The sequence below is a fragment of the Rikenella sp. genome (assembly GCF_056799795.1).
This window is the reverse complement of sequence record NZ_JBQIQO010000002.1, coordinates 102,607-124,475: the sequence shown is the minus strand read 5'-3', so window position 1 is coordinate 124,475 and position 21,869 is coordinate 102,607. Positions and strand designations below refer to the sequence as shown.

Below are 21,869 nucleotides of genomic sequence, written 5' to 3'. Positions count from 1 at the left end.
CCGCCTCTACCTCCGTTCTTTGTCCGCGCGCCTTGGGAAATCTTGTCAAAACACGCAAGCGAGTTTTGACGATTTCCCTCTTCAGGCGGCGGCGCGCGATTGGTTTGAAGGGACTGTTCTCTTTGTGAACAACCGACGCTGCCAGCGAATCCAGAGGCCGTTTACGGACTATGGTAAGCGGCGAGGAGGAAGGCGTAGCCAAACTTCAGAGCGCATCCCTACGGGATGCTCTGGCCGGGTCTAACCGTATACGCAAGACCGCAGCCCAGACCCTAAAGCTCGAACAATGATAAATGGATTAGATCACGATACGACGTAAGGCGTAGACACACCCGTCGCCTGCCCGCGAAACGGCGACCGCCGCTCCGCAAGCATTCCCGCACAACGACATCCGCCACGAGGCGAACGCCCGGGCCGCAGAAGCCCGTCCCAGATAAGTCAGAAAAAGATCCGTCGATTGAAATACCGGACTCCGCAACGCTCGCCGCATTCCCGTCAGCCAGAAACAACGCGCTCCGGAGATTCCCGTCCGCGCGCCGCCTGGCCCTCCCGAAAAGGCACCGCTCTCCACCACCCCCACGACCGGCAGAAGAAGCCCCTCCTCGGCCGCAGAGACATCACCGGCAGTCAGAAAGCCGCCGTCGGGCACTGTCGTCGCCACCGGCGCCCGCCCCGCAGCCCCAGAAACGACACGAGCCGTCCCCACCGCGATCAGCAGAGCGGCACAAACCAGCGAAATATAGATCGACAAACGACGCATCGAGGATAAAGATAGTGAAATTTTCGGATGCGGGACCCGAATTTTCGAAATCGCATTTCATGCAAAAACGATACCAAAATCAACTGTCGCCCCCCGTGAATCGGCAGAAAAAGTTATCTTTGTTTCGCTGCCGGCCCGGCCCCCCGGTGCCGGCCCTGCTTTGCGAACCAACCAAACTCTTTTTTCAAGCCTATGAAAAACCTGTGGATGAGCCTGTTGGCAACCGTCTCCGCCGTCGGCTTCGGCGGCGCTGTCCGGGCCCAGAGCTTTACCGAATGGCAAGACCCGGCGGTGAATGCCGTGAACCGGGCGCCGATGCGGGCCTCGTACTTCGCCTACGAGACGCCGGAAAAAGCGATCGCCGCCGAACCGGAACAATCCGACCGCTACCTGTCTCTGAACGACAAATGGAAATTCTTCTTCGTCGAAAACGCCGACCAGCGGCCCGCCGACTTCTACAAAACCGACTACGACTCCAAGGGGTGGGAGACGATCTCCGTACCCGGCATCTGGCAGGTGAACGGCTACGGCGACCCGGTCTACATCAACCCGGGCTATCCGTGGAGCCATATCGAACGGCCGACCCCGCCGCACATTCCGTCGCAGGATAATTATGTGGGATCGTATATCCGCGAAGTGCGCGTGCCGGCGGACTGGAAAGGCGACGCCATCTACATCCACTTCGGAAGCGTCACCTCAAACCTCTACCTGTGGGTAAACGGTAAATTCGTGGGATACAGCGAGGACAGCAAGCTCGGGGCGGAGTTCGACCTGACGAAATACCTCGTACCGGGGCGGGAAAACAAAATCGCCTTTCAAGTCTTCCGGTGGTGCGACGGGAGCTTCCTCGAAGACCAGGACTTCTGGCGGCTCAGCGGGGTGGCCAGAGGCGTCTATCTGTACGCCCGACCGCAGACCAGATTGGGAGATATCCGTGTGGTGACCGACCTCGACAGCCAATATAAGGATGCCACCCTGAAAATCGACGCCGATGTCGTCCATGCCACGGGTGCGACGCGAGTCGATGTGGCATTGATCGATCCGGCGGGCAAGACCGTCGTTTCGGAACAAGGCATCAGGCCGGGCAAGGGGGGAACCGTTCGGCTGGATATTCCGGTCGAGAATCCGGCCAAGTGGAGCGCGGAATCTCCGACCCTCTACCGATTGCTCGTCACGGTCGACAACGGCAGCGGCAAGGCCGAAGCGCGGGAGTATATTCCAGTGAACGTCGGATTCCGCAAAATCGAAATCAAAGATTCGCAGGTGCTGGTCAACGGGCAGCCGGTGCTCTTCAAGGGGGCTGACCGGCACGAGATCGATCCGACCTACGGCTACCACGTGCCGCGCGAAACGATGCTCCAAGACATCGAAATCCTGAAACGGTTCAATTTCAACGCCGTCCGGACATCGCACTACCCGAACGATCCGTATTGGTACGACCTGTGCGACCGATACGGCATCTATGTGATCGACGAAGCGAATGTCGAGGCGCACGGGATGGGTTACGGCAAGGAGAATCTGGGGGGCGACGCCCGGTTCGAACGGGCGCACGTCGAACGGGGATCGCGGATGGCCCTGCGGGACAAGAACCATCCGTCGGTCATCTTCTGGTCGCTGGGGAACGAGTCGGGCGACGGCGCCAATTTCCGCAAGGAGTACGAGTGGATCAAAAACTACGACCCGACGCGTCCGGTGCAGTACGAGCGGGCGATCTGGGATGCCGGAGATACGACCGGCGCGCACTACAGCGACATCTGGTGTCCGATGTACACCGGGGTACTCGAGATGGAACGATTGGGCAAGGATCCGTATCTCGGACGGATGGACGGCCGGCCGGTGATCTTGTGCGAGTATGCGCACGCGATGGGGAACTCTTTGGGCGGCTTCAAGGAGTACTGGGACGTGATCCGAAAATATCCGAACCTCCAAGGGGGCTTTATCTGGGACTTCGTGGATCAGGCGCTGCGGGGGTACGACAAGGCGGGAAACATGATCTACACCTACGGCGGGGACTACGGGAAGTACACCGTGTCGGACAACAACTTCAACTGCAACGGCCTCATCAATCCGGATCGCGAGCCGAATCCGCACATGTACGAGGCGGGATACGTCCAGCGGTCGATCCTGACGACGCCGGTCGATTTGCAGAAGGGGATCGTGGAGGTCTACAACGAGAATTTCTTCATCGACCTCTCGCGGTACTATATGGTATGGCAACTGCGCGACAACGGGACGGTGGTGCGACAAGGGATCGTGCCGGAACTGAACGTCGCGCCGCAACAACGGGCGCAGGTGGCTTTGCCGGGCTACGCCGTACCGGCTTCGGCGACGGGCGAACTGATGCTCGATGTGGAATACGTGCTGAAGGCTCAGGACGGGATTCTGCCGGCGGGAACGGTGGTGGCGTATGACCAGATGACGGTGCGGCCTTACCAAGCTTGGGGGGCCACGGTGGCGGCTACGCCGGGCATCCGGCCGGTTATCGAGCCGAATACGCGGGCGATCGTCGTAGTGGCGGGCGATAGCAAAATCTATTTCAACCGATGGACGGGACTGATGACGGACTACACGCTGGACGGCAAGGAGTTGGTCGAAACGGGCTGCGCGTTGCGGCCGATGTTCTGGCGCGCGCCGACCGACAACGATTTCGGAGCGGGACAACAGAAGCGGTTCGCACTGTGGAAAAATCCGGAGATGCGGCTCAAATCGATCAAGGATTCGACGTTGGCGGATGGTAATATTCTGGTGACGAGCGTATTCGAGCTGCCGAAGCTCTTTGCGACCCTGACGATCGACTACACGATTAACGGCGCGGGCGAGATCGCGATTTCCCAGAAACTGACCACCGATCCGACGAAGGAGAAGATGCCGCATCTGTTCCGGTTCGGGATGGAGCTGACAATGCCGCAGGCATTCCGGGCGATCGACTTTTACGGACGCGGGCCGGTGGAGAATTATATCGACCGGCAGGGGGCGGCTCGGATCGGACGCTACGCCCAGTCGGTGGACGACCAATATTGGGGCTACGTCCGGCCGCAGGAGAGCGGCAACAAGAGCGACCTGCGGTGGTGGCGGCTGACCGATCCGGACGGCACGGGCATCACAATCGAGTCGGACGCCCCGTTCGAAGCGTCGGCACTGCCTTATGCCATGGACGATCTGGACGACGGCCTGGAAAAAGGGCAACGTCACTCGGGGTCGCTCGTGAAGCGTGACTTCGTGACCCTCAACATCGCTTCGCGGCAGATGGGCCTCGGGTGCGAAGACAGCTGGGGGGCTTGGCCGCTCAGGGAGTACCTGCTGCCGTATGGGGACTATGAGTTCAATTTCGTGCTCAAGCCGACGACGCGGAAATAACCCTCTTCCTGAAACACACAGGTCGGGCGGTAGCGAACAGACAGGTTCGCTACCGCCCGACCTGTTTTATCCCCCCTCTCTTACCCCGCCAACAGGACGATCACCACGCCCCAGATAATCAGCAGGGTATTCCCCACAGCATACGTAATGGTATATCCCATCGCCGGCACATTGCTGCCGAGGGTCTCCTCCACCGCCCCCAGCGCCGCCGTGGTCGTTCGCGCGCCGGAACAACACCCCAGCGTCAGCGCGTCATTGAACCGGAAGAGGTATTTCCCGATGAAAATTCCCGAGATCAACGGAATCGACGTGGCCACGATCCCGACGAGCAGCACGCTCCAGCCCATCTCCTGCAACCCGCGGATAAAGGTCGGCCCGGTCGAAATCCCGACGATGGCGATAAAGACGTTCAACCCGACGTTGTTCATAAACCAGACCGCCGGTTCGGGCAGCCCTCCGAAATCGGGCCTCCGCGCCCGCAACCAGCCGCAGACCAGTCCGGCGATCAGCACGCCCCCGCTCACGGTCAGGCTCAACGGGATCGAACCGATCCGCGTCACCAGCACCCACCCGAAAATCAAGCCTCCGAGGACGATTCCGAGTCCGGCAAAGGTCATGCTGCTCTTCGGCGTCTCCGGATCGCTGAACCCGAGCCGCCCGGCAGCCCGTTCGACATCCTGCCGCAATCCCACCAGCTCCAGCCGGTCGCCCGTATCCAGCCGACCGTCGCCCAGCACGGGCACCCGAACGCCCGCCCGCTTGATGGAGCGAATCATCACGCCGTGCATGAAATCGGCTTTCAGCAAGTCGCGAATCGACATCCGGGCCACTCCCTGGCGCCGCCTCCGTCCGCCGACCACCACGGCGAGGGTCTCGACCCGAAAGTTCACCAGATCGTTATCCACGACCTCTTCGCCGATCCACTCCTCCTCTTCGATCACGAACTCGCGCCGGCCGCTGACCACGATTTCGTCGCCCCGGAAGAGCATCGTCCGCGGCGTGACTTCACAAATCCGCCCCCGTTGCCGCAGCCGTTCGACGAAGAGCCGTTTGCCCTGCCGCTGCATCTCGCGCTCGAAATCGGCCACGGTGCGGCCCGGATCGAACCACTCGTTGTCGGCCCGAAAGGCCCGGAAGGTAATCTCCCGCACGGCTGGATTGAAACCGGGCTGAGCACTCATGTCTTCGCCCATCTTGCTCTCCAGTTCACGGGCGGCGGCCTTCACTTTATCGACTCCGCCCAACAACCGCGGCCCCAACGTCCCGAGCAGCCAGGCCGACCCGGCTGTCCCGTAGATATAGGTGACGGCATAAACGACCGGCATGATGTCGTATTTCAGATCGGCCGCATTCGGCATCTCGTGCATCGTGTCGGTGGCCACGCCCAGCACGGCGGACATGGTCTGCGAACCGGCCATGAGTCCGGCCGCCTGGGCGGCGTCGTAGCCCATCACCCACGAGCAGAGCCAGACGGAGCCCAGACAGAGCAGACACAAGACGACGGCAAAGCCGACCTGCGGCAGTCCGTCTTTGCGCAGCCCGCGGAAGAACTGCGGCCCGACAGCGTATCCGACGGCAAAGAGGAACATGAGGAAAAAGAGGGTTTTGGCGGGTTCGGGAATCTCGATTTTCATCTGTCCGACCGCCACGCCGACCAGCAGGACGCTGGTGACGGTGCCTAACGAGAAACTTTTGTAGCGGAATTTGCCGATCCAAAAACCGACTGCCACGGTGAGAAAAACGGCCAGCGCGGCGTTGTCTCGAAAAAACTGAACGAAATCGATACCGGTAAACATAGCGACGATAAATTTCGGAGCGTATAACGTCGTCTATTCGCAGCAATCCGCGTGCCGAAATTCTGGCTTCCAAAGGGATTTTCACCCCGCCCCGGGCAACCGCGGCTATGGCGAGGGTGCGTTGTGGAGCATCGGTAATTACGGGTTCAGTTGCTCGGCGTCAGTCAGCGGCAGCAGTGGGGTGTGTTTGAATCTCTATGTGGCGAGACTTACCCCCAGCAACACGGCATACCGTGCCAACGGTCTTCAGTTGCGTTGCCTCTCGGAATAAACGCCGCGCGCCCGCGGTGGGCAAAGGGCCGGGTCTACCCTAAAAAATAAGGGCAGCCTCTACCCTAAGCTACTCCAAACAACCGGTAGCCTCTACCCCATTTGTACTCCTGCGGCTCGCAGAATCATACGAGCCAACGTCCCCAGGTCGACAACCGAGAAATAATACACAAATACACCGCTCGTCCTCGATCTCCGCCCGCTACAAAAAACAAAACCGGGGAAAGACCATGTGTCTTTCCCCGGTTTCCGCGGAGGGAGAGGGATTCGAACCCCCGGTACAGTTGCCCGTACACCGCATTTCGAGTGCGGCCCGATCGACCACTCCGGCATCTCTCCTTTCTGCTGGCGGCATCGCACGGCACAAAGATAACGTTTTATATCGTCTCTTGTTCGTCCGAGCGCAGAAACCGCGTCTGTCGCTGACCCGACAAAACCCGGTCGCCTGATTTTCAAAAGCATCCCGGCTGCCGAAAAAATCCGGACGCCGAAAAACTTCGTTGCGGAGAGGGAGGCTCCACAATCCGAGTACGTTTAAATACAAATTTGTTGAAAAACAATACACTGCAATAATTCGTTAGTGCGTTAAAGTTTGTCAAAATACGCTAGGATACTCCATATTTAGTCCCTACTTTTGCGGCACTAGGGACTAAATGTTGGATTATGCAAATCAAACGACATTGTCAGTTTCTTCTTGACAAAGAAAAAGGAAAGACCGATGCGAAATTGCGCTATCGGATTAAATATGCCGGTTTCATCGTTGCCTTCTCGGTTGGCTATCGTGTTGATATCGAAAAATGGAGCACCGAAACGCAGCGGTGCAAGGCGGGAACAACCAATTGCAAGAAACAATCTGCAAGCGAAATCAATAGAGAGATTCAGCGCTTGGAGATTCTGATGGACGATGTTTTCAAAAATTGGGAGGTTCGCGAAACTGTTCCGACACCGGATCAGCTTCGGGAGAGTTTTAATAATGCTAACCGCGAATCTCTCGGGCTTGAACCGAACAACAAGGCACGCCTGAATTTCTTTGTATATTTCGATGAATTTGTCGCGGAACAAGGAAAATTGAACGATTGGACTGACGCAACTTATGAAAAGTTCAATGCTGTTCGCAAACACCTGTATTCGTTTGATTCCGAATTAGGGTTTGACAAGCTGAATGAAGACGGGCTGACGAATTACGTGGGCTACTTGCGCGATGAATGCGAAATGCGAAATTCGTCGATCGGAAAGCAGCTTGGATTTCTGAAATGGTTTTTGCGTTGGGCAACAAAAAAGCAATACAACACCCAAAATGCATACTTGTCATTCTCTCCAAAACTGAAAAATACAGACAAGAAAGTTATTTTCCTCGACTGGGATGAATTGATGACCGTATTTAACTTCCGCATCCCAGATGGCAAGCAATATCTCCAAAGAGTGCGCGACGTTTTCTGTTTCTGTTGTTTTACGTCTTTGCGGTATTCTGACGCCGCCAACCTCCGGAAGGCGGACGTCTATTCAGATCACATTGATGTAACGACGGTGAAGACGGCAGACGCACTTCGTATTGATTTGAATAAATATTCAATTACAATATTGAATCGATACAAAGACTGTGAATTCCCCGGCGGAAAGGCGTTGCCGGTGATTTCTAACCAGCGCATGAATGACTATTTGCGCGAGCTCGGAAAGCTGTGCGGGCTGGACAAAGAAGTGACGCTTACATATTATCGCGGAAATAAAAGATACGACGAAGTTTACAAGAAATATGAGTTACTTACAACTCACGTCGGAAGACGAACATTTATTTGCAATGCGCTGGCAATGGGCATACCACCCCAAGTCGTGATGAAATGGACGGGACACAGCGATTACAAAGCAATGAAGCCATATATCGACGTGGCTGATAAAATCAAGGCGGAAGAAATGAACAAATTCAACGACAGATAAATAACGTCTCTGAATAGCTTCAGGCAAACGAATCCCACTATGGTACAATTATAATACATCACACAAAACAATCTTTCAATTCAACTATTGTAAATGATTTTAGTGTTCTCAATTTCTTTTCGAAACCAGGTTCTCATTTCAGAAACCGCAACTGAAAACCGTAGGCGCGGTTGTACGAGGCGCTGGGATCGAGGGTCTGCGAGTAGAACCACAAGAACCGCCCGTTGATACCACTGACCGCAGACGACCAGCTATAGCCGTAGTTGCCGACGCTGCCCAGCGCGCCCGTATCCTTGTCTCGATAACCTCCCAACTCATATCCGAGCCGCTGGGTCATGTACTCGAACCCGTTCAACCCGCTGCCGAGGACATTCTCGCGCCACTCCCATTTGTCATCATCCCACATCGCCTCGGACAGTGCCTTGTGAAATTCGTCCGTACACGGCCCCCAGCCCGGTACCTGCTTCCAAATCTCCATTGCCTCTTCGTGCGTGAAGTGCTTGTTGCCTGAGTCGTCGACGTAATAGTCCGACAACACCCACTCCTTGCCGGTTGCAGGGTTGATAAGGCCGGTAGGAAACTCTTCTGGTCGGCCGCCTTCCGGGACATTGAACTCGTCTCTATACTTCCGCACCGCTTCGGTGATAATTGCGCTCCGTCGGCCGGGGTAGCGGTCGAGGAACTCGGCCACGTCTTGCGCAATTCTAATCGTCAGATTTCGCAACCGCGGGTCGTCCGACTTTCTCCCAGACCCCGGCCGGACTCCGCCTCGCCCGGGCTTCTTTGCTCCCTCTTTCATTTCGATTCGTGTTGCAATTGTACGTATATGATCTTGACGATAGTAAACATAGAACGAAAGTCGATCTCACTTTGTATAGCGAGACTCCTGACAGCGTCGTACAATGCGAGTCGGGCTTCCCGCCGATTTCGTTCCATGATCTCGGCCAGTTCGCGCAGGAACTTAACGCGCGTATGGGCGTCAAACAGCTTGCGCAAGCTGTCTTTGTCTGTTATATTTTCATTGATCGCCACCGCAAATTTCCTGCTTTCCTCGACCGCGGAGGAGTCGTTCAGCAGCATAGACAGCCACGCAATCGCAGACTGAAACAACACAGCCTTACCTCTTGTGGGCTTCTGTCTTTTTATTGCGTTGCTCAAAGCGTCTTGGAATTTCGCCGGTTCGAACGCCCGGATGTCGATTGACCCGCCGCATCTTTCGAACGTGTATCCCAGCTTGTGTTCCGCCCCCCAAGCCTGCTCCGCCTCCTTCAATGTCTCCGCGCCGAACAATTCGATATATCGTTTCTGAAAATTGCGGAGGTCATCGAAAGCAAACGGCATCCAGCCAAACGTCACGTTTGTTTGACCGAACGAATAGCCGTACCCCATCAGTTGATCGCAATTCGGATACTCTTTCGCAAGTTTCAGCACCAAGCGCGTCCACGGCAGCGTGGCTATTTTCTCGTTTTTCAGTTCTCCCGGCTCCTCGTCGAGGAGGGTGTAAGCGTTCCAAATGTTGATCTGACGACCTTCCGTGTCGTGCGTATCGACATATTCGCGATACTTTTCCCACCCCTCCGCGATGCGCAACAATATCTCTTCATCGTAGAACAATACACAGATTCCGCCCTCCAGACAAACTCCAAGTCCCAACGCAATCCAAGACAGATAAGCGAAATCTGCGCCGACGGGAATGCCGGGTATGTTGGATACTTGACACGACGTGCTCGATGTTTCACTCAACGCCGGAAAGCCCGGAGCCGTTCCGGCGTGCAGCGGCTTGGTTCTGATGTCGTTTTCGAACACCGCCAGGCGCTCGAGACGCCGGGCGGCGTCCTCTCTCTTCTTTTGCCCCTGCACAAATGGCGAGTTTGTAACAAACGAAAGGTGTTTGTCAGAATTTAGAAAAATGGGCCAATATACCTCGCGGAAAAACCGTTCCGGGGTAAAATCTGTGCCGTTTTTGGCATTATACGCGTCCAAAAACAGACTTCCGAATTCGAATAACATAGCTGTGTCGAGTGTTAATGAGTCAGTCAAGCCGAGATATTTGTATCTCGGCCTGTTCGATAAGGTTATTGTTATTCGAAATCTTCGGGGTTGAGTTTATAGTTGTAGTTTTCTTTGATGTACGAAACGATTTCGGCGACCAGCTCGCGCTCTTTATCTTTTCTTGCTTTGTTGTACTTTTCTACATCAGAAGTTTCGTCAAAAATTTGATCGCCGGCCCGATCGATGATTTCATGATCTTCATCTGAAAGATAAGCGTAAGCAGCGTCATATTCGTCACCCTGTAGCAAATAATCAGATACTAACCAGTCGCTTCCAATGATATACTCTCGATTTTCATCGATTTCTTGCTGAATCCACTGTGCGATATTCTTTTTCATGACGTGTGTTGGTGTTTGATTACATTGCAAAGATACACATACTTTTTGATTCTGCAATGCAAAATCAAAAAAAAGATGAACTTTTTTCGAAGAAATTTTTGTCATATTTGATTTTGAGCGATTTACAAAACAATAAGGCGTATAAAAAAAAGCCCCCGCCGCATGGCGAGGGCCGCTTGATAGTTAGGTTTTTGGGTTACCACCTCGAGATGCTGTACTGCACCCCGATCCCAATATACGGGCCCGGTTTGTTGGCTCCGAAGTTGTAGCCGTAGCCCGCTTGGATTCCGAGCCCCCAGCGCTTTTTATCTGCAACCGTTCGTTCGATCGTGGTATTAATCGTTCGGTAGATCGTTCGCGGGTAGACCTCCAGGCGGTCGACGGAGACAGCATAGCCGCTGACGTCAAGGGTGTAGAGGCTGTCGCGGAACTGGTATTGCGCGATCGGCACCGGCACGTGAATCGTGTCCCGGTCTCGGTAGACCACCAGCGTATCCGTCCGCCGTTCCACGACTCGTACCGGGACAGGCTTCTCGACGATGACCGTATCCACCCGCACGAGAGTAACCGTGTCGGACTTCACCACTTCACGTACCACGACTGACGGGTCCGCGCAGCATTTCAACAACAAGAGCGCGGCAATGACCGCGCCCAGAAAAAGAATCGCTATTGTCCGTTTCATTTGAGGTGTAGGGTTTGGTTTCTGTTTGCTCCTGCGCGGTAGGAGAGGTGGATCCACTTGTAGCCGGACTCGTCGATCAGCTGGTCGAAGGCGATCTTTCCGGCGGCCTGCATTTCTGTGATTTTGTCGAACAACCGCTTGTTGTCGGCCGGGGTTCCGACCGAGATGTCGGCCGCCTCGCCTTTCAAGTGCTGAGAGGTCGAGACGCCGCCAACCGCACGGTTCAAAGCCGGACTGCGGTAGCCGCTGTTGATCGCAATCGGCGCACCCCATGCCGCCCGGATCGGGTCGAGCAGTTGTTCGATGAGGGTTTGGAGCTTCTGTCTCTTGGCCGCGTCGGGCGTGTTGTCGATGCCGCGCCGCCGGGCGGTGTCCGACGCGACAAGTTCTTCGATGGTAAAGTATTTCATAGGGTTACTCTTTCAAAAATTCATCATTTTGTTTTTGGGTTCGGATCGGTGCTGATGCTCGGGGCGGTTGTCGATCTGAACACTCCCGCTTGCACTCGTTGTACTGTGCCAGTTTGCGCAGCCTCTCTTCTTCGAGCAGCCGAAGTTCGAGATTTACGATTTCTCGTTTGTCCCCAAGTAATTTGGCCCGCATTTCGTCAAGCACATCCTGTAGAGTATTCAACTGCCGATACGCATCCTCCATTCCGGATTTCAAGTATTGCATCTGCCTTTCGTCAGCTTCTATTTCTTTGATGCTTGCTTCGGCTTCTTGAATCCCAGCTTCTGCGGCCGCTTTTCGCCGCGTGCTTCTGGCCGAAAGAACCCACCCCAGCACACCGCATCCTCCAGAACCAATGAGTATGGTAATTAATGTCTCGATCCAACTCATCAACTATTCGAGATTAAGGGTTTCGGGCTTCAGCAGCTCGCGGCGGATGCGGTCTTTGGCCGCCAGCCACTCGGCGAATTCGGTGTATTCCGGGTGGTTGCGGGCGAAGGTCTCCAACGCGTCGTAGAGGGTCGGATCGCTTTCGGTGCGGTAACGCGACTCCCGGGTGGATCGGACGGCGGCGACGCTCGCGGCATGCCGGGTCGCCCGGCGCACTGCAAGCACCTCCGCCGGGGCGGGAACCAGCTCGCCCGCCTCGACGGTCATCTCCGACCAGTCGTCCGGCACCGAGTCGACCGGTACGATCGCCCAGTCCGGGCCCGGAAAGTCGCCACGGAGCATCTCTATACTACCCCAACGGGTGCCGTTGTCGTTGATTTGGTCGCCGGCGGCGTACAATAGGCGGTATTCCTTGATTTCGTTACGCTTCATATACATATTTGATGGTTATAGTGTAAGTCATTGCGCTCATGTCGTTACGATCTGTTGCGTACGTCAAAGAGTTCCCAAGAGAAGATACATGGAAGTGGTTTCCGACCGGATAACTATAGAGCCTAGAGTCTTCGCCAATATACCCGCTTATACTACCAGACGCTTCCACAATATTGACTGCATTACGAAAGCAATTTACAGCAATGTAATTACCTCCGATTGCTGCATGAACCGATCCTCGGAACGATCTGACATAGACCTGCCTTCCGTCCCAAAACTCGCCCGGAACGGCCTGTTCTTCGAGCGAGAAAGGGATAACCTGCGCGAGGTCATCCGGATGCTGGGTGTAAGGGGTGATCTTGCTGCCGCTTTCTAATTTGATGTGCGATGCCGAGGTCGATCCTTCTTCGGATTGTTGATAGACAAGGAGCGCGCCGCTGGGATATTTGGCCACGAATGTGCCGTTATTGTCAACCCGTTGCTGGTCGTTGTAGCTGCCTTCTTTTTCGCACAACACGAGGTATAGCAATCCTCCGTCAGATTCTTCGACGGTCGCACTGATGGAGTAGGTCTCGCCTGGTGTCAATTTTTCGGACAGCGGCAGCCATACTAGAGCCCCCTGTTGACTTCGGCTGTATGTAAAGGCCGATCTTCTGCAGAGGTTCTCGCCGACGAACGGGATCTCTTTTTGGGCGTAGTCTTTGAGTTGTTGCACCGTGGCCGTGACCGGATTCCCGTCCGTGTCGAATCCCAACAACCTGTCGGTGGGGGTTAGCTGCTCCACCGCCGCCGCTTCGTCCGGCAGGGTAATCCCCAGTTCCGTGGGTTCTTCGGGTTCCGGCGTCGGGGTCTGTTCCGGGTCGGCAGGGGATACCGGCACCTGTTCTTCTTGGGTGTCCTGTGCCATGATATTCTCTTTTTCGGTTATCTTTGCCATTATTTAAACTTTTTGAGTGATGAAGAAATTACTGTTGATTGCCGCCGCCTGCGTGGCATTGGTTGCCTGCAAGAAAGAATCCGGGAACGACGGTCGACTCGATCCCAACGCCACCGTTGCCCTGAACCCCGCCCCCGGCGTCAAGGCCTACGACCCCGAAAACCCTGCGCATCTCACCGCCCGCCAGATCGTCGAGCAGGCCAAGGCCATGTTCTTTGACGGACATAAGGTTATGAGTATCGACGATTGGAACCGCGACTTGGAGCGGAGCCGCATTGTGATGAGTAGCACGTGGGTGATTGCTCAAGACGGCACTTTGTATGATATTGCCATGAAAGCCAGAGATCATATTCTTGTAACAGTGAATGAAGATCTTCATCCAATAGATACAATCGCTTATATTCCGAACAGCGTGATGCAGGATCTGGAACAACGCATTACAACGGCGTATGAGGCGGGCGATTACACTACCTGCTATCGGCTGTTCGAGGAAGGTTTCGTATTCACGCCGATCACCGGGGCGGAGTGGCTCGAACTGAAAGCCGAAGGGAAAAACTAACTCTGTCATATCGTTATCTTGAGTTTTGGGGTGGCCGTCGGTCACCCTTTTCTATTTGTCACCCACAATCAGAAACTCGAAATCTTTATCGATTCCAGTATTATTACTTGCCGAATCGTAAATGGCTACTACCGCATACGTAGTCGTCTTCTCCAAGATGACCGGATGCACTCTTGCCCATGTGTTATCTACCTCACATGGTGTCGCCTGAATGAAATAGTTCGTATGTCCGATATTGTGGGTAATCTTGTACTTCCCAGTCTGTCCATTGTATTTCCCACCAAAACATTTTTTTGCCCCCCACATATCCTCTATACTTCCACCTTTCGATATTCTCCCCGCGGCGAGCACGCCGGGCATGTCGACAACGGCTCCCTGCGGAAGGATAATTTTGTCTTTTTCGAACCTTGAATATCGATTTAATCCATCAGTTTGTTCGAAATTCAGTCCAAGAGAATTTAGTGTTGCTCCATATTTGTTGTCAGAAACAAACTGAATATTGTACCCAAAAGAATACCAATGACGCCCAGGAAGTCCGAAACTCATTGTTGGAATACGTTCGGAGCCGACAAAATCTTGACCGGCATCTACTCTAAATGTTTCAACATTAGCGTTATTAAAACAAGATATCGCCGACTCTCCTCTGCTGATTTCCACCCGATCAAAATTATCCCCCTGTTGGGTACTGACAGCCTGGGCCACCAGCCTGTCGATAAACGCTTCGCTGGCCGTGAGCTTTTTAATGAACGCATCCGAGGCCACCAGCCGTTCCACCAGCGCGTCGTCTACGGCGATCAGCTCCGAGCGGATGTATCCGCCGCTGATGATCGTGTTGCCTAATAGTGCCTTTTCCACCTTGTCCTTGAAAGCCAGCCCGCCGAGGGAGTTCTGCAACTCCTCTACGGTATCTTGTACGAACTCTTCGACCCGCTTCCCGCCTTGCATCAGGAACACCCCGCGCTTGTAGGCGTTGTCCGAGTACTCGCCGTAGCCGTGCAGCGCGCCGATGCCGTCCACGGTCAGCCCTTCGAGATTGCCATACTGGCAGCGGATGTTCTTGAATTTGATCTCCGTCGAGTTTACCCCCGACAGCACCCGGATATAACCCTCCTTGCCGCTGATATAGATGGAGTTTTGCCGTGTTGGGTTGGTGAAGTTCCCCTGTCGGGCCACATTCATAGCCACCTGCGGTGCATAGTCGTTCAGGGCAGAAACGAAGACTTCGCGACCGGAGAGGACGTATTTCACGCGGAAGTAGGCAGTCTGAAATCCGCCCTCCTGTTCGAACTTGCTGACGAGGATATCGTCTTTCTTGAACGTGTGGGAATCCCCCTCCTCCAGCTTGAACCGCACGACGTATCCGGGGCCGGTTTTGATTCTCCACGGCTTCCCGTCCTTGCCGAACACCTTCCGCCCCTTGACGTAGACGGGCAGGCTGTTCGCCTTCCTGACGCTTTCGATCAGCCCGGCGGCAGAGACCCAAAACTCGTCGCCGATGACGCTGATCTTGTTCTTCCGAAATTCGGGCGCCTCGAGGAACCGCCGCAGAACGAGCGACTCCATCTCCCCGTTTCCCTCCCGCTCGATCCTCCAGCCCGCCCCCAGCGGCCCGCTGGCGAAATCAGAAGAGTGCGCCGCTCCACCGACCATAATATCTTTCTCAAAAGTTACGTCTTTCAGCACTCTACCACCTTTCAGCTTGCTCAAAAACTTGGTCTCCGTAGCAAGTGCCGAATAGGCGTTATAGTCTGTCGGCGTTGTATCGTCGAATTTCGATCGAATCAAGTAAATACCTACTCCGGACGTAACACCGATTCGTTCGGCATAAGCAGACTCTACGATATTTTTTTCTATCTCCCCCAGACGGGAATAGGCTGTGTTGTCTCCAACCGTGTACGTGGCGATATATTCATTCCACAATTTCTTCTCAAATCCCTGAATCCTTGAAGCACGACCTCCGATTCCAAACCGTTCGTCTTCCAATAGGACTTTTTGTCCGAGGTCATAGTTCTTTTCATTCCGCGTACAATACACCGGGTTGGTCGGACATTCGTAAACGTCCGTATCAGAGCTATTCTTGACAGCCCAAGCCTTGCCGACTTTTAAGAGTTCATTTTCCGCTTCTGTAATACGTTCCGAAGGCAATGTAACACCAGTCAATACGAATGTATCTCCCGGTTCTGGGTGTAAGCTGGCATTCGGGATTGTTAGTACTTCATTGTCCCCGACCTGCTCAGTTTTTGCAATGATTTCAAACTTCTTCAGGAATCCGTGTTCTGGCTTCCATGCGTCTGGATCGTATTTATTGTCATCTTCATCCCGGACATCAAGCGAGAACTCCCAACCATTCAACGATCCACTCGTAAATTTACATCCCAATTCCATGCCAGCTATCATATTGCTCGGGACAAATGGCGTGTCCTTACAATACATAACATAAGCATCAAAAGTCGCATCTTTGTCTTCGGAATTTTCGATCTTTCGTTTAACGGTGGAAATACTCGTTACTTTTTCTGTATTCTTTGGAAAGATATCTTCGAAAAAGACTACTTGTTCGACAATATCATCCTGTGACAGATTATCCCAAGCATCGATATAATCTACTCCATCGGGTAATTGCAGCCGTACTTCTGAAACGTGGTTCGCGTTTTCGCCCTGTTTCGTCTGATTATAATCATCCGGTAGATTCCGAGTTGAACCAAAAACAAAGAAACGAGTACCATAATTGGCATTATCACCTTTCTTGACCGGAATTGAAGAGACGACATCGCCTCGCCTGAATACTTCCGGTGTGCCGAATTCAAGTTTCCCGAAGTATATCCAAATCTCCGAGCCATTATCCACTGTCCACCATTCACATTCGAAAGTTTCAGCTATAGTGTTGATTGCATTCCAGCAGGAATCTCCGTTGAAAGATACCAGTTTGGCTTGCTGGACAAGGTCGGGCGGGACTGCTGCTACTTTCCACCGATTCTTATCCATAAATTCATTCATATTGTCTGCGATGAGATTACCGAATGAAAACAGATCAGTCGTATCGTGAAAAGTGGCCTCCCGTTTTCTGCTTTTCAGCCAGAACACCTTGCGCCGCTTCATGTGCGCTTGCTGAGCTTCAAACCGCAGTGTATATTTGTATCCTCCTGTTTTACTATCGAATTCAGGCTGCGCATTCGACATGATTTCAAAGCGTCGATCATTGTGCAGGATGCAACATCCCCGCCGAAAGTGGATCGGATGAGCCAATAAGAATGGCAGTTCAATATAATAGTCGCCCATCAGGACGTATTTGATCACCGCTTCTTTCGTGACGAGTACTTCCGTCAGAACATCTCCTGTAGGGCTATATATGATCATTGTTCAATCGTTTATTCAGCACGGTTGTTCGGGTTCGGTTCCCGAAATTTGACCGCGATTTTACAGGCGTTCAATCGGTAATTGTCAAAGCGGGTGCTGTTACTGTACAGCAGCCGGTAGGTAGCGTTCAAATCGGGAACGCGCAACACGACCCATCCTTTATACAATTGCGCAATGAACGCAGCATAATTTGCCAGAAAGGCTTCCGATCCAGCCCCCTCGATTAAAAAAGTCAACGTAACATCGCGCTCCTCCACCCTTGGAACAGACAGGTCGTAGTTTCCGCTGTCTCCCGGAACAACAACATCCGTCCCGTCTTTCAATGGATCGTTATTCTCGACAAAGTCTTTCATGGTCGTCGGCGTGAGCAGAGCCGCATAGGCTCCGGCCAGCAAAGTGACACCCAGATCGCTCAGAGGCGTGCCGTTGATCGTTATTTCGTTCTCATTCATCGCAGTTATAAATCTGCCAATTTTCGATTCATTGCATTCAACGTCTCGCTCATTTCGGGAAGCACTCGAGTGTACGTGCGTATGTCGGCCACATTTCCATGTAGCTGGATCATGATATCTCGAATGTTGATTGTCTCGTTTAATTGCTGTGTCCCATTGACAAGAGCTTGTAGAACCGAAGATTTTATGTCGTGCATTGTTTCCTGGATATCAGTAAGTCTTCCGTTCATTTCCCTACCTTCTTCTTGTGATAATGCCTGGTACCCTCTTGCTGCCGCGGACTGTTTGTCTGTATCCACATTCGGATTGATCCCTGCGATATCGTATGCTTCTTCGCGTTTCCGTAAAGCATCGGCATAAATACTCTCATACTCTTTTTTTAAACTATCTACTTCTGCATCAGAAAGTTTATCGTCCGACATGGCTTCACTAAAATTATCATACCAAGATTTCAGTCTGTCATTTAAACCAGAAGCTACTACTCGATTGATAGATTGCATCATGGATGACTGGAAGTTCTCGGCCACGTCGTCAAATGTCATGTCCATTTCGTTGAGAAAATCCAGCAGCTCATCCTTCGCATCATCGAATGAGAAGCCGGTCAACGACTTGCTGGTCGCCTCGCCTAATTCGTTCATCTTCTCGTCGCATTCAATAATGGTCTCCAGATATTTTCGAGCGTCTTCGTCAATTTTTGACCAGACCAATGGCAGTTCTTTTTGGAATCGTTCGAGTTCCGAAGCCGAGAGGTCGAACAGGCCCTCCATCCGGCCCGATCCTTTCAGTGCATCCCAGTCGAACCCGGCATTTTCAATATCAGTACGATAGCCTTTCATCCATTTCTCCATCTTCACGCCATATGAATGATTATTCTTCTTGCGTGAAGCCAAATAGGCCTTTCCCAGCTCGCGTGTTGCCTCGATTTGTTTTTCAATCGTCTCGATCCCCTCTTTGGATGCCATGACAGCCTGAATACCTGTCACAATTTCCAACAAGTCTTTCTGCTTGTCGATCAACTTGTCGGTAACATCCATGTAGGCTTCGTAGGTTTTTATCGTCTCCTCCGACAGTTCATGGTCTTTCGTGAACAACTGTGCAATTTTAGTAGCGAGCTGCAAGGCCGCACTGATGACAGCAAGAATGACCGATGCACTTTCCACTCCCTTGATAGCGGTCGAAGTGGCTTGCGAGGTGCTCTGTACAGCTGTCGCTCCGCTGTTCGCTACTTGCAGAATGTTGCCGATCAGCTGAGTCATGGCTGTAGCGATTTCTCCTCCCAATTTAATCGCCTCTCCAGCCGTACCTCCGATTGCCTCTCCTATTTCTCCGAAAGTGTCGTACACATCCTTTAGAACGCCCTGTAACTTAGCCCATTCTTTGAGTTCTTTTTTTGTTGGAGCATTGGTTTGTTCACCTTTTTTATCACGTCGTGCAAGTTCTTTTTTTGCAGCGTTTAATCTATTTTGTTGCTCCGCTCGCTTTGCCGGATCGCCATCTTTTCCGAGTTTGGCTAATTCTGTTTGTGCCTCCACAATAAGTGCGATCAGGCTCTCTGTACCTCGATAAATCAGGGAGTCTACAAATGAGACAAATCCCTCCTCAGTAACTCCCAGTTCTTCAGCGAGTGTTTGTAGTTCGGAATCCTTCATCGCTTTTCGTTGTTCGATCTCTTCTTCAGCCTTACCACCTTTGCGCGCTTTCCGTAAACGCCCTACGTCTTCGTTGAACTCCTCTTCGATGCGCATACGATCTTCTACATATTTTCGATAACGTTCAACTTCCAAGTCAAATTTCTCTTTATCCTCAGCTGCATTGATTCTAAAAGTCAGATCTATATACTGTTGCTGATTAATATTTCCACTGAGAAAATCCTTATCAGCTTTATTGCGCATCTCTTGATAGGTTTTTTCCAACGCCTTCTGTTTGCGATCTTCCTCATAAAGAAACACATCTCCTAATTTGGTATACGTTTTCATCCATTCATTGTAATATTCCGCATACACTTTTCCTTTATCATTTATTCGTTTTCTATCAGTCAGAAATACTTGCTCATCAAAAATTTCGAGCTGATCACCTGTAGCCCCATTTTTAACTGAATCCCTTATGTTTTTATTAATCCTCGCCATCGTTTGTTGATATTCTAAATCAATCTCGGCGAGGCGTTTATTCCTCCCATCTTTTATAATTGAAATGCGGGACTTTTGAAGTTCAAGTTCGGATTCCACCAGCAAATCAGACAATTTTTGTTGTGTTTTTGTGGCAGCTTTGACTGTTTTATCATCTACTCCAGATATTTTTTTTGCTTTATCAAGGGCTTTCTTTTTAGTGTCAACGTCATCCTTTTTCTGCTTGACTACTGTAATATCTTCTCCTTGTTTAATTGCTTTTTTCCATGCTTTCACAGCGTTGTCATACTCATCTTGTGCATCTTTCAGATTTTTAGCTGCGGACACAATCGTTTTGGCTCCGTTCGCTTCGACTATATTAGACTGCCGAGTTATTTCATTATTCAGTTCCTGTATAGCTTTATCCACCTTGGCAATTTCCAATTCTGCGTCTTGAACCTTCTGTTTGGCTCTATCTACTTCATTGAAAGATGCGCGAGTCGAGATAACACCAGCCTCCCCGTATCCCATTTGCGAAACATTCTGAGGAATCCTGCTCTCTGCTAACTTTAGTTCATTTTGAGCCTTGCTTCGTTCTTTCTCTTGTAACCTCTTTTGCCTATATGCCTCCTCTAATTCTTCTTGCGCAGCCTTGAGACGGATGTTTTTTTCGAACTCCTTGAGGTACTTCTGGAGGGCTTCGGTATTGTTATTGATTAATTGTCCTTCCGAGGTTAATTCTGCATGATAAGAAGGAACGATTTCTTTCAACCGATTTAACGCTTTCCGTCTTTCTTCATACGAATTGTTTGCATTATTAACAACATCCTGCAATGCTTGCAGTTTCGAGGTCTCAGTATCTATTTCCTCGGAAGCTTTTTTATTTGCCCGCGCCAATCCAAGCGTGTTTTCGGCAGCGTCTTTTGCACCGCTTGCGTATCGCCAGACTGCTGTTCCAATAAGCGTCAAAAGACTCAATGCCAATCCGAGTGGATTGGCTTTCAGAGAAACATTGAATGCTTGTTGCGCCGCAGTTGCCAATCCTAACTCCTTCCGGTACATCATCATAAGGCGAACTGCTTCAACTGTTGCCTTTGCTTTTTGGATCGCTGCAGTTGCAATGAGCGCCGCTTTATATGCGCCATAGGCAGCCACAAGCGGGAGTAAGACATCAAGGACTTTTTCGTAATTCTCGACAAGTAAAATCGCCCCTTTTAAAACGCTGGAAATCACCACTTCTTGCGACTTGCCGATTTCATTAAACATGAAATCTATCGCATCTTCAAGGTTAGATATAAGACCATTGATTGTCTTCGACTGATTCTCCATCAGGTTGTGGAATTGACCTCCGGCATTGGTCATATTCTCAATAACCTTTCTCACATCCTCAAACCCGATCTTCCCAGCTGATACCATCGCGTTGATCTCTTCGGTAGTCTTGCCATACATCTTGGCCATCTCTTGAAGCACAGGAATCCCGGAACTGGTAAATTGGAGCATATCTCGCGCATAGACTCGCCCTTGCACAGCAGTCGTACCATACAGATAGGTAAGCCGTTCCAACGGAAGCCCAAGACCAGCCGCCACGTTTCCTAATCGGGTAAGTGTATCTGTAATATCGTCGGCGGCGAATCCGTAAGCAAGAAGTTGACGGGCACCATCGGCGACGCCTTGAAGATCGAACGGGGTTGTGGCGGCCAGATCCACCATCTGTTTCATCAAAGAGTCGGCTTTCTCCTTGCTTTGAAGCAATGTTGTAAAAGCAACTTCCAATTGTTGAAACTCGCCTCTGGTTTGTGCAATTTGACGAACTAATGCCCCCAAAGAGAATCCGACTCCTATTTTCGTAAGGGTATTACCGAACTTCCGAAGGGCAATATCCATCCGCTCAGAATCGGTTACAATACTGGATGTAGTTTGTTTTGCGGCCTGCTGTAATTCTTTAAATCTGCGTATGGCCTCGGAATTGTCAATTTCAGCAGAAAGGTCTAACATGTTTT

Annotated in this window: 16 protein-coding genes and 1 tRNA gene; 3 read left to right on the top strand and 14 right to left on the bottom strand. The window is 52.0% G+C overall.

The window, feature by feature from the left end:
• Positions 1-298 precede the first annotated feature (298 nt).
• On the bottom strand, positions 299-760 hold the full coding sequence (locus tag ACTO3O_RS01255) for a hypothetical protein (RefSeq protein ID WP_298080708.1): 462 nt from the start codon (positions 758-760) through the stop codon (positions 299-301).
• A 192-nt stretch (positions 761-952) separates the two neighbouring features.
• On the opposite strand from ACTO3O_RS01255, the gene lacZ reads away from it, so the two are divergent.
• Entirely contained in the window at positions 953-4,117 is a 3,165-nt protein-coding gene (gene lacZ, locus ACTO3O_RS01250) for a beta-galactosidase, LacZ type (protein WP_297832778.1), read from the top strand.
• An 80-nt stretch (positions 4,118-4,197) separates the two neighbouring features.
• Here the strand turns inward: lacZ and aspT are convergent, their stop codons facing one another.
• Both aspT and ACTO3O_RS01240 read right to left on the bottom strand, forming a co-directional pair.
• Positions 4,198-5,913 carry an aspartate-alanine antiporter gene (gene aspT / locus ACTO3O_RS01245; protein WP_297829240.1) on the bottom strand — a complete coding sequence of 572 codons (1,716 nt, stop codon included), beginning with the start codon at positions 5,911-5,913 and terminating at the stop codon, positions 4,198-4,200.
• A 522-nt stretch (positions 5,914-6,435) separates the two neighbouring features.
• Positions 6,436-6,522, bottom strand: a tRNA-Ser gene (locus tag ACTO3O_RS01240).
• A gap of 324 nt (positions 6,523-6,846) precedes the next feature.
• Between ACTO3O_RS01240 and ACTO3O_RS01235 the strand changes: the two genes are divergently transcribed.
• Entirely contained in the window at positions 6,847-8,118 is a 1,272-nt protein-coding gene (locus ACTO3O_RS01235) for a site-specific integrase (RefSeq protein ID WP_482596366.1), read from the top strand.
• 133 nt (positions 8,119-8,251) lie between these two features.
• On the opposite strand, the gene ACTO3O_RS01230 is transcribed toward ACTO3O_RS01235, so the two are convergent.
• The 8 genes from ACTO3O_RS01230 to ACTO3O_RS01195 all read right to left on the bottom strand — a co-directional run bounded on the left by ACTO3O_RS01230 (position 8,252) and on the right by ACTO3O_RS01195 (position 13,399).
• On the bottom strand, positions 8,252-8,809 hold the full coding sequence (locus tag ACTO3O_RS01230) for a hypothetical protein (RefSeq protein WP_482596364.1): 558 nt from the start codon (positions 8,807-8,809) through the stop codon (positions 8,252-8,254).
• A gap of 104 nt (positions 8,810-8,913) precedes the next feature.
• Positions 8,914-10,128, bottom strand: a complete 1,215-nt coding sequence (locus ACTO3O_RS01225; protein ID WP_482596363.1) for a hypothetical protein — start codon at positions 10,126-10,128, stop codon at positions 8,914-8,916.
• 71 nt (positions 10,129-10,199) lie between these two features.
• Positions 10,200-10,508, bottom strand: a complete 309-nt coding sequence (locus ACTO3O_RS01220; RefSeq protein ID WP_482596362.1) for a hypothetical protein — start codon at positions 10,506-10,508, stop codon at positions 10,200-10,202.
• Positions 10,509-10,704: 196 nt separating this feature from the next.
• Positions 10,705-11,190, bottom strand: a complete 486-nt coding sequence (locus ACTO3O_RS01215; RefSeq protein WP_482596360.1) for a DUF6808 domain-containing protein — start codon at positions 11,188-11,190, stop codon at positions 10,705-10,707.
• On the bottom strand, positions 11,187-11,600 hold the full coding sequence (locus tag ACTO3O_RS01210) for a D-Ala-D-Ala carboxypeptidase family metallohydrolase (RefSeq protein WP_482596359.1): 414 nt from the start codon (positions 11,598-11,600) through the stop codon (positions 11,187-11,189). Before ACTO3O_RS01210 ends, ACTO3O_RS01215 begins: the two co-directional genes overlap by 4 nt.
• 4 nt (positions 11,601-11,604) lie before the next feature.
• A complete protein-coding gene (locus ACTO3O_RS01205) occupies positions 11,605-12,033 on the bottom strand; it encodes a hypothetical protein (protein ID WP_482596357.1) in 429 nt (142 codons plus the stop codon).
• Positions 12,034-12,462: a hypothetical protein gene (locus tag ACTO3O_RS01200; RefSeq protein ID WP_482596356.1), complete on the bottom strand. Its 429-nt coding sequence runs from the start codon at positions 12,460-12,462 to the stop codon at positions 12,034-12,036.
• A complete protein-coding gene (locus ACTO3O_RS01195) occupies positions 12,452-13,399 on the bottom strand; it encodes a hypothetical protein (protein ID WP_482596354.1) in 948 nt (315 codons plus the stop codon). The genes ACTO3O_RS01200 and ACTO3O_RS01195 overlap by 11 nt, the downstream gene beginning before the upstream one ends.
• A gap of 19 nt (positions 13,400-13,418) precedes the next feature.
• Here ACTO3O_RS01195 and ACTO3O_RS01190 point away from each other — a divergent pair, with 19 nt between their 5' ends.
• Positions 13,419-13,958, top strand: a complete 540-nt coding sequence (locus tag ACTO3O_RS01190) for a hypothetical protein (protein ID WP_482596352.1) — start codon at positions 13,419-13,421, stop codon at positions 13,956-13,958.
• A gap of 51 nt (positions 13,959-14,009) precedes the next feature.
• Here the strand turns inward: ACTO3O_RS01190 and ACTO3O_RS01185 are convergent, their stop codons facing one another.
• From ACTO3O_RS01185 to ACTO3O_RS01175, 3 genes are read right to left on the bottom strand one after another with little or no spacing between them, the layout of a single operon-like run.
• The gene (locus tag ACTO3O_RS01185) at positions 14,010-17,312 is read right to left on the bottom strand and encodes a hypothetical protein (protein ID WP_482596351.1); all 3,303 of its coding nucleotides are present in this window, start codon (positions 17,310-17,312) and stop codon (positions 14,010-14,012) included.
• Positions 17,313-17,323: 11 nt separating this feature from the next.
• Positions 17,324-17,764: a hypothetical protein gene (locus ACTO3O_RS01180; protein WP_482596350.1), complete on the bottom strand. Its 441-nt coding sequence runs from the start codon at positions 17,762-17,764 to the stop codon at positions 17,324-17,326.
• A gap of 5 nt (positions 17,765-17,769) precedes the next feature.
• Complete coding sequence (locus ACTO3O_RS01175; protein ID WP_482596348.1) at positions 17,770-21,864, bottom strand: tape measure protein; 4,095 nt, start codon at positions 21,862-21,864, stop codon at positions 17,770-17,772.
• Positions 21,865-21,869: the final 5 nt, after the last annotated feature.